General features: G+C 64.8%; 12 protein-coding genes. 9 read left to right on the top strand and 3 right to left on the bottom strand.

Annotation, left to right across the window (positions count from 1 at the left end; all coding sequences use genetic code 11):
• Nucleotides 1–32 precede the first annotated feature (32 nt).
• The 3 genes from CVO77_RS04645 to CVO77_RS04655 form a co-directional block, all read right to left on the bottom strand.
• A complete protein-coding gene (locus tag CVO77_RS04645) occupies nucleotides 33–1,859 on the bottom strand; it encodes an AMP-dependent synthetase/ligase (protein WP_105998108.1) in 1,827 nt (608 codons plus the stop codon).
• A 139-nt stretch (nucleotides 1,860–1,998) separates the two neighbouring features.
• Nucleotides 1,999–3,690: a gamma-glutamyltransferase gene (gene ggt, locus CVO77_RS04650; protein WP_106000638.1), complete on the bottom strand. Its 1,692-nt coding sequence runs from the start codon at nucleotides 3,688–3,690 to the stop codon at nucleotides 1,999–2,001.
• 70 nt (nucleotides 3,691–3,760) lie between these two features.
• Nucleotides 3,761–4,831, bottom strand: a complete 1,071-nt coding sequence (locus CVO77_RS04655; protein WP_105998109.1) for a quinone-dependent dihydroorotate dehydrogenase — start codon at nucleotides 4,829–4,831, stop codon at nucleotides 3,761–3,763.
• Between the two features lie 95 nt (nucleotides 4,832–4,926).
• Between CVO77_RS04655 and CVO77_RS04660 the strand changes: the two genes are divergently transcribed.
• The 9 genes from CVO77_RS04660 (at nucleotide 4,927) to CVO77_RS04695 (ending at nucleotide 13,910) form a co-directional block, all read left to right on the top strand.
• Nucleotides 4,927–6,714 carry a DUF885 domain-containing protein gene (locus tag CVO77_RS04660; protein WP_105998110.1) on the top strand — a complete coding sequence of 596 codons (1,788 nt, stop codon included), beginning with the start codon at nucleotides 4,927–4,929 and terminating at the stop codon, nucleotides 6,712–6,714.
• Between the two features lie 91 nt (nucleotides 6,715–6,805).
• The gene (locus CVO77_RS04665) at nucleotides 6,806–7,690 is read left to right on the top strand and encodes a helix-turn-helix domain-containing protein (protein WP_105998111.1); all 885 of its coding nucleotides are present in this window, start codon (nucleotides 6,806–6,808) and stop codon (nucleotides 7,688–7,690) included.
• A gap of 293 nt (nucleotides 7,691–7,983) precedes the next feature.
• Complete coding sequence (locus tag CVO77_RS04670; protein ID WP_105998112.1) at nucleotides 7,984–8,493, top strand: RrF2 family transcriptional regulator; 510 nt, start codon at nucleotides 7,984–7,986, stop codon at nucleotides 8,491–8,493.
• Nucleotides 8,490–9,992 (top strand): Fe-S cluster assembly protein SufB, encoded by a 1,503-nt coding sequence (gene sufB, locus CVO77_RS04675; RefSeq protein WP_105998113.1) that lies wholly within the window; start codon nucleotides 8,490–8,492, stop codon nucleotides 9,990–9,992. Before CVO77_RS04670 ends, sufB begins: the two co-directional genes overlap by 4 nt.
• Nucleotides 9,989–10,453, top strand: a complete 465-nt coding sequence (locus CVO77_RS20975) for a hypothetical protein (protein ID WP_146130824.1) — start codon at nucleotides 9,989–9,991, stop codon at nucleotides 10,451–10,453. The genes sufB and CVO77_RS20975 overlap by 4 nt, the downstream gene beginning before the upstream one ends.
• Nucleotides 10,453–11,292: a Fe-S cluster assembly ATPase SufC gene (gene sufC / locus CVO77_RS04680; RefSeq protein ID WP_105998114.1), complete on the top strand. Its 840-nt coding sequence runs from the start codon at nucleotides 10,453–10,455 to the stop codon at nucleotides 11,290–11,292. Before CVO77_RS20975 ends, sufC begins: the two co-directional genes overlap by 1 nt.
• Before the next feature lie 145 nt (nucleotides 11,293–11,437).
• The gene (locus tag CVO77_RS04685) at nucleotides 11,438–12,166 is read left to right on the top strand and encodes a SufD family Fe-S cluster assembly protein (RefSeq protein WP_105998115.1); all 729 of its coding nucleotides are present in this window, start codon (nucleotides 11,438–11,440) and stop codon (nucleotides 12,164–12,166) included.
• Between the two features lie 122 nt (nucleotides 12,167–12,288).
• Nucleotides 12,289–13,434 (top strand): aminotransferase class V-fold PLP-dependent enzyme, encoded by a 1,146-nt coding sequence (locus tag CVO77_RS04690; protein WP_105998116.1) that lies wholly within the window; start codon nucleotides 12,289–12,291, stop codon nucleotides 13,432–13,434.
• Nucleotides 13,431–13,910, top strand: a complete 480-nt coding sequence (locus CVO77_RS04695; protein WP_105998117.1) for an SUF system Fe-S cluster assembly protein — start codon at nucleotides 13,431–13,433, stop codon at nucleotides 13,908–13,910. Before CVO77_RS04690 ends, CVO77_RS04695 begins: the two co-directional genes overlap by 4 nt.
• Nucleotides 13,911–13,940 lie beyond the last annotated feature (30 nt).

Here is a 13,940-nt window from a genome sequence, read left to right on the forward strand (position 1 = left end):
AAGGCGGGGGGCGACGAGTCTTATATGATTCGCTATTTATACAGCGCGGCGATCCTGTCCGCGTAGACCTGCTTCAGGACGTGCCGCCGGATCTTCATCGACGGCGTCATCTGCTCATTCTCGATGGTGAAAGCTTCGTCGGCGAAGTCGAACTTGCGCACCTTTTCGATCACCGAGAGCTGGCCGTTGACGCGGTCGACCGCGGCGCGGATCGCGGCGCGGAATTTTTCATGCTCGCGAAGCCGCGCGAAATCCTGGGGCAGCCCTTCGGCCTCGGCCCATTCGGCCATCCATTCGGGATCGGGAACGAGGATGCCGACGAGGTGCGGGCGCTTGTCGCCATAGACCATGGCCTGGAGGATTTCGGGCTGGAGGGTCAGCATCCCCTCGACGCGCTGCGGTGAGACATTGTCGCCCTTGTCGTTGACGATCAGGTCCTTCTTGCGATCGGTGATGACGATGCGGCCCTGCCCGTCGATATGGCCGATGTCGCCGGTGTGCAGCCACGGCCCCCTGTCGGGCTCGGCCGGATCGGGAACGAGGACGCGCTCGGTCTCGGGCTGGTTGCGCCAATAGCCCTTCATGACCAGTTCGCCGCGCACCAGTATCTCGCCGTCGTCGGCGATCCTGACCTCGGTGTTCATCAGCGGCGGGCCGACGGTGTCCATCTTGAGCCCTGCCGCGGGGCGGTTGCAACTGATCACCGGCCCCGCCTCGGTCTGCCCATAGCCCTGGAGCAGGGTCAGCCCGATCGAGTGGAAGAACACCCCGATCTCCGGATTGAGCGGCGCGCCGCCCGAGACGAGCGCCTTCATCCGGCCGCCGAAGCGCTGCTGGATCTTGGGGCGGAACAATTTGTTGAGGATCAGGTCGACCGGCCGGTCGAACACGCCCATGCGCCGCTCATAATCCTTTTCGCCGACGCGCAGCGCCTGGTTCAGCATCCAGTTCGCAAGCTTGCCCTGTTTCTCGACCGACTTGATCATCCGCGCGCGGATCACCTCGAACAGGCGGGGCACGACGACCATGATCGTCGGCTGCGTCTCCTCGATGTTCGAGACCAGCTTTTCGAGTCCCTCGCTATAATAGATTTGCGCGCCGACCATGATCGGCAGGAACTGGCCGCCCGAATGTTCATAGGCGTGGCTGAGCGGCAGGAAGGAGAGGAAGGTTTCATCCTCGCCGATCCCGAAATCATTGACGAGAATCTCGGCCGCGCCCGCGCCATTGTGGAGGATCGCGCCATGATGCTGCATCACCCCGCGCGGCGCGCCGCCGGTGCCGCTGGTATAGATGATGCAGGCGATGTCGTCGCGCGTCATCGCCTGCCCGCGTGCTTTCGCCTCTTCGAGCCATGCCTCGCCGCCGGTCACCAGCGGTTCCCAGTCGAGCATCCGGACATCGCCCTGCTGGCCGACGCGCAGGCTTTCCATGCTGATCACCAGCTTGGCGGTCGAGCGCAGCACCGCGGGCATCAGCGTCCGGGCGAGCTTGGCGGTCGACACGATCACCGCGCTCGCGCCGCTGTTGCTCAGGATATGCTGGTGATCGCGCTCGGTATTGGTGGTGTAGGTCGGCACGGTGATGCAGCCCGCAGCCATGATGGCAAGGTCGGCGATGCAGAATTCGGGCCGGTTCTCGCTGACCAGCACGACGCGGTCGCCTTCCTTGAGCCCCTGTTCGCGCAGATTATGCGCGAGCGCCGCGACCTGGTTGGCGACCTGCCGCCAGCTCAGCGGTTGCCACGTACGATCGGCCCTGCGCCAGAGGAACGGATCTTCGCCGCCCCGCCTCGCGCGGTCAAAGAACATCGCGACCAGGCTTGGGAAATAGTCGAGATGGGGGTTTTCCAGCTTCATTCTTGGCCTCTCCCGGCGAGATTGGAAGATTATTTGTCGTTCAAACACCGCGTCATTGCGAGCGAAGCGAAACAATCCAGAGCCCGTCTACGCCGCCCTGGATTGCTTCGCTTCGTTCGCAATGATGACAAGCATATCCCTAATTCTGCGCGGGCGCACCATCGACCGATGAGTTGCCGGGGCCGCGCGGGTCCGCGGCGCCGCGCCACCCGTCGCCGACACGCTCGATCGCGTTGAGCTTCGAGCCGAGATCGGTCGGCGTGAAGCTGTAGCCGAAAGGCTTCATCTTCGCGGCGATCGCTTCGCCCGCCGCGTCATTCTCGATCAGCACGCCCTGCTGGCCGAAGAAGAGGTTGGGAAGCTCCATCGCCGCTTTGGCGTCGAGCCCCCAGTCGAGCACGCCGATCAGCGTCTTGGTCACATGCATGATGATCCGCTTGCCCCCCGCCGATCCGAGCGCGAGCACGACCTTGTCGTCGGGACCATAGACGATCGTCGGCGACATCGAGGAGAGCGGCCTTTTGCCCGCCTCCACCCGGTTCTGCGTCGGCACGCCGTCCTTGGTTGGCGCGTGATCGAAGTCGGTCAGCTCATTGTTGAGGAAATAGCCGTTCGCCATGAGCTGGCTGCCAAAGATGCTCTCGACCGTCGAGGTCATCGACATCACGTCGCCGTCCTTGTCGACGACGACGAAATGCGTCGTCCCCTGCTCCTTGACCGGCGGCGCCGCGGCGCGCGGCTTGGCGCCGGGCGGCGTGCCGGGTTCGTAATGGCCCGCAGCGCCATAAGGCGAGATGAGCTGGCGGCGCTCGGCCAGATAGGCCTTGTCGAGCAGCCCCTTGACCGGCACGTCGACGAAATCACTGTCGCCGAGATAGGCCGCGCGGTCGGCGTAAGCGAGTTGCATCGCTTCGGCGAGCAGGTGCCAGCTCATCGGACTATCCTTGCCCATTGCCTTCATGTCATAGGCTTCGAGCATGCCGAGGATGCCGAACACGGTGGTCGCGCCCGACGAGGGCGGCCCCATGCCGCAGAGTTTGTAGATGCGGTAAGTGGTGCAGACCGCCGGGCGCTCCTTGGCCTTGTAGGCGGCGAGATCCTTGAGCGTGAGCTGCGTGGCGTTGCGCGGCGCCTTCGCAACCGCGTCGCTGATCGCCCTTGCATTGGCACCCGCATAAAAGGCTTCGGGACCGCGCGCGGCAATCTCGCGCAGGATCGCGGCATAGGCGGGGTTTTTGATCGTCGTGCCGACCGGGGCAGGCTTGCCGCCCACATAATAGATCGCGCGCGCCGCCGGAAAATCCTTCCACACCGGCTCGAACTGGACGAGCCAGTTGTTGAGCGCGGGGGTGACCTGATAGCCGGTCTCGGCGAGCTTGATCGCGGGCTGGAACAGCGCCTTCCATTCGAGCTTGCCCCATTTTTTGTGCGCCATTTCCATCAGCCGGACGTTGCCGGGGACGCCGACCGACAGTCCGCCGGGAATGATGTCCATATAGGGACGCGGCTTGCCGTCGGGGCCGAGGAAGCGGTCGCCCGTCGCCGCGGCGGGCGCGGTTTCACGTCCGTCGATCGTCGAAATGCTGCCGTCCTCGGCATTGTGATAGACCATGAAGCCGCCGCCGCCGATGCCGCTCGACTGCGGCTCGACGAGAGTCAGCACCGCGACCATCGCGACCGCCGCGTCGGCGGCGCTGCCGCCCTCGTGCAAAATCTCGCGCCCCGCCTCGGTCGCGCGCGGATCGGCGGACGACGTCACGCCCTGCGCGGCGGCAAGCGAGGGAAAAGCAAGGACGAACAGGCTGAACAGCGCAAGGAGTCGTTTGATCATGGCCGCAACTTTGGCGCGGGGGTCCATCAAGCGCAACCCCGTTCCCCTCCCGCAAGCGGGAAGGAAGGAATCAATCGTCCACCCCCACCGCGTCGCTCACCCGCGCGAATCCGTCGCGCGCAGCGAGCGTCTCCAGCCCCCGCGCGATGCGCGCCGCCAGTCCCGGCCCTTCATAGACCATCGCCGAATAAATCTGGATCAGGCTCGCGCCGGCGCGAATGCGGTCCCACGCCTGCTCCGCCGAGCCGATTCCGCCCACGGCGATCAACGGCAGCTTGCCGCCGCTCGCGGCACGGAAATCCCTGACCCGCTGGAGCGCTAATGCGGTGAGCGGCGCGCCCGACAGCCCGCCCGCCTCACCGGCATGGCGCGACGCGAGCAGCGGCCGCGCGATCGTCGTGTTCGACACGATCACGGCGGCAAGCCCCTTGTCGAAGGCGACCGCGACGATATCGTCGATGTCGGCGGGTTCAAGGTCGGGCGCGACCTTGAGGAAAACCGGCTTTGCCGCGCCCTTCGGCTGCGCCGCCGCGACTCCGTCGAGCAAGGCTTCGAGCGCGCCCTTGTCCTGCAAGGCGCGCAGCCCCGGCGTGTTCGGCGACGAGATATTCACCGTCAGATAGTCGCCAAGCGGCGCCATCGCGGCGGTGCCCTTCGCATAGTCGGCGATGCGGTCGGCGCTGTCCTTGTTCGCGCCGATATTGATGCCAAGCGGCACCGGCAGGCCGTAACGGCGCAGGCAGGCGATCCGCTCGGCCGCCCTGGCCTGCCCGCCATTGTTGAACCCCATGCGATTGATCACCGCGCGATCCTCGACCAGCCGGAACAGGCGCGGGCGCGGATTGCCCTCCTGCGGCAGCGGGGTCAGCGTCCCGACCTCGACGAAGCCGAAGCCGAAATGCGGCATGGCGTGCGCGGCGCGCGCATCCTTGTCGAAACCCGGCGCAAGCCCGACGGGGTTCGGAAAATGCAGCCCGGCAAGCTCGGTCGCCAGCACCGGGCCGGTCAGCGCGCGGCGCGCGCGCGGCAGCGGCTGGAGCGCACTCAGCGTCAGATTATGCGCCGCCTCGCCGTCGGTGGCGTGGACGAGCGGGCGAACGAGCGCATAGGCGGCATCGGCGGCGGAAGCGAACAGCGACATGCGCCCGCCATTGCGCGCGCGAGCCCCCTATGGCAAGCCCGGCATAACCGGAAAACAGGGAGAAAATCGTGTCGCACCGCCGCCTGATCGCCACTATGTCCGCCAGCCTGCTGGCGCTCGCCGTCACCGGCTGCGCGGCACAGCCCGATGTCGCGACACCCGCGAAGGAGGCCGCGCCGGACCAGCCGCCGGCGGGTGCCGATCTGGCGGGTTTCTTCCAGAAATATGACGAGGCCCTGCTTTCGCTGTCGCCGCAGGGCAAGGCCTATCGCGGCATTCGCGACGCCGACTATGGCCGCTGGGATGATGTCAGCGACGACACCGCGGTCGCCCGTCACAAATTGCAGCAGGCGAGCGCGGAAGCGATGCGCGCGAGCTTCGACCCGGCGACGATGACCGCCGACGATGCCCTGTCGTTCGAGCTGTTCAACGCGCAGGCGGCGCGCGCCGACCGGCTGTTCGCCTGGCGCGACCATGGCTATATCTTCGACCAGATGAACGGCGCGCAGAGCCAGCTTCCCGCCTTCCTCATCAACATCCACCGCGTCGCCAATACGACCGAGGCCGAAGCCTATGTCGCGCGCATCCGCGGGCTCGGCCCGCTCCTCGACGCGCTGTCGGCGCAATCGGCCGACCGCGCCGCAAAGGGCTATGCGCCGCCCAAATGGGTCTATGCCTATGTCCTTTCGGACATCCGCAACCTGCTGAAACCCGACAATGCGGTGATCGAGGATATCACGGCAAAGGTCGGCAAGCTCGACATCGACGCCGCCGAAAAGGCGCGGCTCGTTGCGGCGGCGCAGGCCGCCTGGACCGAAAGCGCCGCCCCCGCCTACACCCGCCTGCTCGCCGAGATGACGCGGCAACAGGCGGCCGCGCCGACCGAGGACGGCGTCTGGCGGATGCCGGGCGGCCAGCAATATTACGAAGCGCTGCTCGCCAATTACACGACGACCGACATGAGCGCCGCGCAGATTCACGACCTTGGCCTTGCCGAAGTCGCGCGGATCCACGGCGAGATGGACGCGATCAGGAAGCAGGTCGGCTTCAAGGGCACGCTGCCGCAATTTTTCGAGCATCTGCGCACGAGCCCGCAATATTATTATACGACCCGCGAAGCCTATCTGTCCGACGTCGCCACCAAGGTGAAAGCGATGGAGGCGCGCCTCCCCGCTTTCTTCAACACGCTGCCGAAAGCGCCCTTGCAGGTGAAGGCGGTCGAGGCGTTCCGCGAGAAATCGGCGGGCAAGGCCTTTTATTCCTCCCCCTCGCCCGACGGGTCGCGGCCCGGCACCTATTATGTCAATCTCTACGACCTGCGCGACATGTCGAAGACCGAGCTGGAGGCGCTCGCCTATCATGAGGGCGTCCCCGGTCATCATCTTCAGCGCGCGGTGCAGACCGAGCTGACCGGCCTGCCGCCCTTCCGCCGCTTTGGCGGCTTCACCGCTTACACCGAGGGCTGGGGCCTTTATTCGGAGGAACTCGCCAAGGACATGGGTTTCTACACCGATCCCTACAGCGATTTCGGGCGGCTCGGGATGGAATTATGGCGCGCGTGCCGCCTCGTCGTCGACACCGGCATCCACGACAAGCGCTGGAGCCGCGAACAGGCGATCCAGTATCTCAAGGACAATACCCCCAACCCCGACGGCGACATCGAAAAGGCGATCGAGCGCTATATCGTCTATCCCGGACAGGCGACCGCCTACCTGATCGGCAAGCTCAAGATCATGGAATTGCGCACCCGCGCGCAGGCCGCGCTGGGGCCGCGATTCGACTTTCGCGCCTTCCATGACGCCGTGCTGCAATCGGGCCCGGTGCCGCTCGACATATTGGAGCGCCGGGTCGACGCCTGGATCGCCAGCGAGAAGAAAGGCTGACGCAGAATTGCGGCTTGACGCACCGCAACAAATGGAAAATTATAGCAGGTAGAAAAAGGCGGCAACAAAGCTGCCTGGGGTCGATCTCGCGATGTCGGAAACACCTACGCCAGCGGGCGCGGACGGCGATACGCCGTTCGAGCTCCAATATTTCCCGCCCGATCCCGATCTGGCGGAAATGGTGTCGAGCTTTTACTTCGTGCGGATCGACATGCCGCTGTTCGACGAGGTCGAGCGCGCCGACCGCCCGCAATTCCGGATCATGAGCATGGCCGAGGGCGAATATGTCTTTCCCGACGGCCATCGCTTTCCCGCCGGGCGCGCGACGATCATCGGTCCGACGAGCGGCAGCGTGCGCGCGATCGGCCGCGGCCCCCTGCGCATCTATGGCTTCGGGATGATGCCCGCGGGCTGGGCGACGCTGATGGGCGACCATGCCGACCGGCTGACCGATCGCGCGATCGACGCCGCCGACCTGTTCGGGAGCTGGATCGACGAAGTGATCGAAACGCTGGTCGGCGCCACCGACACTGCCGCGCGGCTGGTGATCGCCAATAATTTCGTGCGCGAGATCCTGAAGAAAAACGAACCCGCGCCGGTGTGGTTCACGCGCACGGTCGACAAATGGCTGACCCGGTCGGCGTCGCCGCAGGTTCCCGACCTGGTCGAGGCGACGGGCATGTCGATCCGTTCGGTCGAGCGGATGACCAAACATTATTACGGCCTGTCGCCGCGCATGCTGGCGCGCAAATATCGTGCGGTGCGCGCCGCCTCGGCCCTCGCGCGCGGCGAATGTCTGGAAGAGGCGCAGCTCGGCGACGCTTTTTACGACCAGTCGCACCTGATCCGCGAAATGAAGCGCTTCGCGGGCGCGACGCCGGGCCAGCTCGCCCGCCCGACGCTCTATACCGAAGCGACGACGCGGGGCCGCAAGCAGATGACGGGCAAGGTCAGCCCACTCGTTTCGGACACCTGATTCCAGTCGTCTCAAGACGGGACGAAAGAAAATCACGCCGAACGACGATTTGGCGTTTCCATCCAATCGCGAATCATCCGGTCGGCATAATCCGGCCTTGCGACCCAGAAGAGCTCTTCCTCTACCGAGGATAGAGACCTTCATCTCGGCACTCGTTCGGCTTCGGCCGGGCGGGTGCCTTTTTCTTTGGGGCCCGCAAATCGCGCTTGCTTGCGCCGCGCGCGCGCTTCGCCTATATAAGTGGAGTAATTTACTCCAGTTAAGAATCATTCGCAATTCCAGCGAGGAAACCCGTGCGCCTGTCGAATCTTGCCGATTATGCCGTGGTGTTGATGAGCGCCGCCGCGCGCCAGTGCGGGTCGGTGGCGCTCAGCGCCGGGATGCTCGCCGAACAGACGGGGATTCCGGGCCCGACCGCGCAAAAGCTGGTGAGCGGCCTCGCCCGCGCCGGCCTGCTCGTCGCTTCGCGCGGCAGCGGCGGCGGCATCCGCCTCGCGCGGCCCGCGGCGGCGATCAGCATGGCCGATATCATCGAGGCGGTCGAAGGGCCGATCGCGCTGACCGCCTGCTGCGACGAAGGGCGGCACGATTGCGGTTTCGAGGGCGCCTGTCAGGTCCAGCCCCATCTCGGCGTCGTCAACGGCGCGGTGCGCGCGGCGCTCGACGGTATCAGCCTGGCGAGCCTCGTTAAACCCCTCCCGCTCGCGGGAGCGGTTTGGGGAGGGCCTGTAAGCGCCGCCAACCCGACCGACACCCCCTCCCCCAGCCCCTCCCGCAAGCGGGAGGGGAGGATAGAAGCATGACCGACAACACCGAACTCCCCGTGCAAGACCTCCCCGTCAAGGACCAGGCCGCGCATGACGCCGCCGCGAAAGTCGCCGATTATGAGCATGGCTGGTCCTCGGCGATCGAGACCGACTTCGCCCCCAAGGGGCTGACCGAGGATACGGTCCGCTTCATCAGCGCGAAGAAGAACGAGCCCGAATGGATGCTCGACTGGCGACTAAAGGCGTTTCGCCACTGGCAGACGATGGAGACGCCGGACTGGGCGAAGCTCAACGTCCCGCCGATCGACTATCAGGACGCCTATTATTACGCGGCGCCGAAGGCGAAGCCCAAACTCGCCAGCCTCGACGAGGTTGATCCCGAAATCCTCGAAGTCTATAAAAAGCTCGGCATCCCGATCGAGGAGCAAAAGGTGCTCGCCGGCGTCGAAGGCGCGCGCAAGGTCGCGGTCGACGCGGTGTTCGACTCTGTCTCCGTCGCGACGACCTTCCGCGAGGAATTGAAGCGCGCGGGCGTGATCTTCCTGTCGATCAGCGAGGCGATCCGCGAATATCCCGAGCTGGTGAAGAAGTGGCTCGGCAAGGTCGTGCCGATGCACGACAATTATTTCGCGACGCTCAATTGCGCGGTCTTTTCGGACGGGACGTTCGTCTATGTGCCCGAGGGGGTGCGCTGCCCGATGGAGCTTTCGACCTATTTCCGTATCAATGCCGAAAATACCGGGCAGTTCGAGCGGACGTTGATCATCGCCGACAAGGGCGCCTATGTCAGCTACCTTGAGGGCTGCACCGCGCCGATGCGCGACGAGAATCAGCTCCACGCCGCGGTGGTCGAACTGATCGCGCTCGACGATGCCGAGATCAAATATTCGACCGTCCAGAACTGGTATCCCGGCAATGCCGAGGGGCTGGGCGGCATCTATAATTTCGTCACCAAGCGCGCGCTGTGTCAGGGCAAGCGCAGCAAGGTGTCGTGGACGCAGGTCGAAACCGGCAGCGCCATCACCTGGAAATACCCAAGCTGCGTGCTCAACGGCGACGACAGCGTCGGCGAATTTTATTCGGTCGCGGTGACGAACAATTATCAGCAGGCCGACACCGGCACCAAGATGATCCACAATGGCAAGCGCACCCGCTCGACCATCGTCAGCAAGGGGATCAGCGCGGGCCAGTCGAACAACAGCTATCGCGGACTGGTGCGCGTCGCGCCCAATGCCGAGAGCGTGCGCAACTTCACCCAGTGCGACAGCCTGCTGCTCGGCGACCGCTGCGGCGCCCACACCGTCCCCTATATCGAAGTCCGCAACCCGACCGCGACCGTCGAGCATGAAGCAACGACGAGCAAGATCAGCGACGACCAGCTTTTCTACGCGATGCAGCGCGGGCTGGGGCAGGAAGAAGCGGTGGCGCTGATCGTCAACGGCTTTGCCAAGGAAGTGTTGCAGCAACTGCCGATGGAGTTCGCGGTCGAGGCGCAGAAGTTGCTGGGAATCAGTCTTGAGGGGAGCGTGGGGTGATCAGCATATTCTTTTTTGCTGCCTCAGCATTTTCCGATCCAACGAATGCAATGGTTTCGACTGATGCCGCCACCGACCGGGAAGAAAGCTACTTCGAGCGCAGGATCGGTAGCGATCGGTTTGATCGACTACGCCTGCAAGCCGACCAGCGGTGTAAAAAGTCTTTTTCTCCAGATGAATGTCGCGCCGCTTTTCTGGCTGGGAATTACAGTATGTTTGGCATGGATGCCTGCCTCGAAAGAGCAGGCCAAAAATTCCTTGGCGAGCATGGAGGCACTTCCACGTCAGGCGCGCAAAACGAAATGGCGCGCCGATGTGCCAGCGCTATCGATCTTTGCAGGTCGAACTGGCAGCGATTCTACATGTTGTCCGGCCCTGAGCTGAAATCGCTGGACGAACGACAGAGCAGGATCGTCCAAGCAAACCTCGACCTCATGTGTGAAAATGAAGCGATCAAATAATGCTCAAAATCGAAAACCTCCACGCCACCGTCGCCGACAAGCCGATCCTGAAGGGTCTGTCGCTCGCCATCAACGCGGGCGAGATCCATGCGATCATGGGGCCGAATGGCGCGGGCAAGTCGACGCTGTCCTATGTGCTCGGCGGGCGGCCCGGTTATGAAGTCACCGAGGGGTCGGTGACATTTTCCCCCCTCCCGCTTGCGGGAGGGGTCGGGGGAGGGTCTGTTTCGGCAGCGCCCAACCTCGACATGCCCTCCCCCGACCCCTCCCGCAAGCGGGAGGGGGATTTGGACCTCCTCGCCCTCGACCCGCATGAGCGCGCCGCCGCCGGCCTGTTCCTGGGGTTCCAATATCCGGTCGAAATCCCCGGCGTGTCGAACGTCCAGTTCCTGCGCGAAAGCCTGAACGCCCAGCGCAAGGCGCGTGGGCAGGAACCGCTGTCAGGCGGCGACTTCCTGAAGCTGGCGCGCGAAAAGGCCGGGCTGCTCAAGATGGACATGGACATGCTCAAGCGCCCGGTGAACGTCGGCTTTTCGGGCGGCGAGAAGAAGCGCAACGAGATGGTGCAGATGGGGATCCTCGATCCCAGGCTCGCGATTCTCGACGAGACCGACAGCGGCCTCGATATCGACGCGCTGCGCACCGTCGGCGACGGGATCAACGCCATCATGCGCAAGCCCGACAAGGCGGTGCTGCTGATCACGCATTACCAGCGCCTGCTCGACTATGTGCAGCCCGATTTCGTCCATGTTCTGGCGGGTGGACGCATCGTCAAATCGGGCGGCCCCGAACTGGCGCACGAACTGGAAGAACATGGCTATGCGGAGGTGGTGGCGTGATGACGCGCAATCCGATCCTCCCCGGAACGGGGAGGGGGACCATCGAAGATGGTGGAGGGGCACGTGCAGTCGAGCGCTGCGATAACCTCCTGTGCCCCTCCACCACCCTATGGGTGGTCCCCCTCCCCCGTTGGGGGAGGATCGTATGACCGGTACCCTTCCTTCGCGCCGTGACGAAGCTTGGCGTTACAGCGATATAGAGGCGCTGGCGCGCCTCTGGCCGCTGCCTGCGCCCGAGAGCATCATCGTGCCTGCGGGCGGCGACTTCAAACGTGCGATCGTGCAGGATGCGGGCGAAATCCGGCAGATCGAAATGGTGCTGGGCAAAGGCGCGGTCGCCCAACTGCATATCCTCAACATCGGCGGCGCCTACGGCCGCATCGAACTCGATGTGACGCTCCACGAAGGCGCCGACTTCCATCTCGGCGCGGCGCAGATCGGTGGCGGCGCGCAAAATCTCGAGATCATCACGACCGTCACCCATGCAGAGCCCGGCGCGACGTCGCGGCAGGTCGTGCGCTCGGTGCTCGGCGGCACCGCCACCGGCACCTATCTCGGCAAGGTCGCGGTCGCGCGCGATGCGCAAGCCACCGACAGCGCGCAGGATGTGAAAGCGATGCTGCTCGACCGCAGCGCGACCGCGAACGCCAAGCCCGAACTCGAAATCTTCGCGGACGATGTGAAATGCGCGCACGGCTGCGCGATCGGCGAGCTCGATGCCATGGCGCTCTATTATCTGCAATCGCGCGGGCTTCCGCCCGGTGAGGCGAAGAAGCTGATGTTGCAGGCGTTCGTCGCCGGCGTGTTCGACGGCGCCGAGGATGAGGCGCGGCTACAGGAACTGGCGCTGGCGAAGCTGGGGGAATTGGTGTGAACTCTGGCACCCAAATCCCCGCTCGCCCTGAGCCTGTCGAAGGGCCGTCCTTTTCTTCTTCGACGGGTGTGGAAAAGGCAGAACAGGGCTTCGACAAGCTCAGCCCGAACGGGTTTAAGGGAATGCGAGACCAGTTTCCCGGCCTCACCCCCGGCTGGCATTATCTCGACAGCGCCGCCACCGCGCAGAAGCCGCAAGCCGTCATCGACGCGACCGTCCGGGCGATGGGCCGCGACTATGCGACGGTGCACCGCGGTGTTTACGCCCGCTCGGCCGACATGACGCTCGCCTATGAAGCGGCGCGGCGGCGGATCGCGGCGTTTATCGGCGCGACCGACGAGCAGGTCGCGTTCGTGCGCGGCGCGACCGAGGCGATCAACCTCGTCGCTTATGCGCACCCGAAAAAGGGCCGCGTGCTGCTCTCGACGCTCGAACATCACAGCAATATCGTGCCGTGGCAGCTCGCGGGATGGCAGATCGACGTCTGCCCGCTGACCGAAGACGGCCGGATCGACCTCGACGCCGCCGAAAAGCTGCTCACCCCCGAACACACGATGGTTGCCCTGGCCCATGTGTCGAACGTGCTCGGCAGCCCGCTCGACGTCGCGCGCGCGGCAGACCTTGCGCACCGGGTCGGCGCCGAACTGTTGATCGACGGCTGCCAGGCGGTGCCGCGCCTGCCGGTCGATGTCGCGGCGCTCGGCTGCGACTATTATGTCTTTTCGGGACACAAGCTTTACGGCCCCACCGGCATCGGCGTGCTGTGGAGCGACAGGCTCGATGCGCTGGCGCCATGGCAAGGCGGCGGGTCGATGATCGACCGGGTGACCTTCGAAAAGACGACCTACGCCCCCGCCCCGACCCGCTTCGAGGCGGGCACCCCCGCGATTATCGAGGCGCTGGGCCTCGCCGCGGCGGTCGATTATGTCACGGACGTAGGCGTCGAGGCGATCCATGCGCATGAGGCCCTGCTGGTCGCCAGCCTGCGCGAGGCGCTGGCGCGCAAGAACAGCATCACGCTGTTCGGCCCCGAAAACAGCGCCGGAATCGTCAGTTTTGCGATGGCGGGGGTTCATCCGCACGATATCGGCACTATCTTGGACGAAAGCGGGGTCGCGATCCGCGCCGGGCATCATTGCGCACAGCCGCTGATGGCGCATCTGGGCGTGCCCGCGACCGCGCGCGCGAGTTTTGGACTATACAGCAATGACGATGATGTGGCGGCGCTGATCGACGGCCTCGCCCGCGTCGAAAGGATTTTCGGATGAGCGATAACGGGATTCGGATCGAGGAAGTCGAAAGCGTCGAAGCGCCGCCGAAAGCGCGCGTCGGGGATATCGAGCCCGCCCCGGAAACGATGAACGCGAAGCTCGAGCGCAAGCGCGACTATCTGGAGGGCTTTCTGGCCGCCAAGCCCGCCGAGGCCGATCCGCACGCGGTCGGCGGCGACCTTTACGAAGCCGTGGTGGGGGCGCTCAAGGATATTTATGACCCGGAAATTCCGGTCAATATCTATGATCTTGGCCTGATCTATAATGTCGAGATCGACGAGGGGCATGTCCTGGTCACGATGACGCTGACGACCCCGCACTGCCCGGTCGCCGAATCGATGCCTGCCGAGGTCGAACTGCGCGTCGGCGCGGTGCCGGGGGTCGGCGATGCCGAGGTCAATCTCGTCTGGGATCCGCCGTGGTCGCCGCAGAATATGAGCGACGAGGCCCGGCTGGAACTCGGAATGCTGTGATTTAGCCCCTTCTCCCCTTGCGGGAGAGGG

The sequence above is a fragment of the Sphingopyxis lindanitolerans genome (genome assembly GCF_002993885.1).
GTDB classification, from domain to species: domain Bacteria; phylum Pseudomonadota; class Alphaproteobacteria; order Sphingomonadales; family Sphingomonadaceae; genus Sphingopyxis; species Sphingopyxis lindanitolerans.

What these genes read in the sequence shown, in the direction of transcription:
- CVO77_RS04660 (WP_105998110.1), top strand. Translation starts at nt 4,927, where the DNA reads ATGTCCGCCAGCCTGCTGGCGCTCGCCGTCACCGGCTGCGCGGCACAG.
- CVO77_RS04695 (WP_105998117.1), top strand. Translation starts at nt 13,431, where the DNA reads ATGAGCGATAACGGGATTCGGATCGAGGAAGTCGAAAGCGTCGAAGCG.
- sufB (WP_105998113.1), top strand. Translation starts at nt 8,490, where the DNA reads ATGACCGACAACACCGAACTCCCCGTGCAAGACCTCCCCGTCAAGGAC.
- ggt (WP_106000638.1), bottom strand. Translation starts at nt 3,690, where the DNA reads ATGATCAAACGACTCCTTGCGCTGTTCAGCCTGTTCGTCCTTGCTTTT.
- CVO77_RS04690 (WP_105998116.1), top strand. Translation starts at nt 12,289, where the DNA reads ATGCGAGACCAGTTTCCCGGCCTCACCCCCGGCTGGCATTATCTCGAC.
- CVO77_RS04665 (WP_105998111.1), top strand. Translation starts at nt 6,806, where the DNA reads ATGTCGGAAACACCTACGCCAGCGGGCGCGGACGGCGATACGCCGTTC.
- sufC (WP_105998114.1), top strand. Translation starts at nt 10,453, where the DNA reads ATGCTCAAAATCGAAAACCTCCACGCCACCGTCGCCGACAAGCCGATC.
- CVO77_RS04655 (WP_105998109.1), bottom strand. Translation starts at nt 4,831, where the DNA reads ATGTCGCTGTTCGCTTCCGCCGCCGATGCCGCCTATGCGCTCGTTCGC.
- CVO77_RS04645 (WP_105998108.1), bottom strand. Translation starts at nt 1,859, where the DNA reads ATGAAGCTGGAAAACCCCCATCTCGACTATTTCCCAAGCCTGGTCGCG.
- CVO77_RS04685 (WP_105998115.1), top strand. Translation starts at nt 11,438, where the DNA reads ATGACCGGTACCCTTCCTTCGCGCCGTGACGAAGCTTGGCGTTACAGC.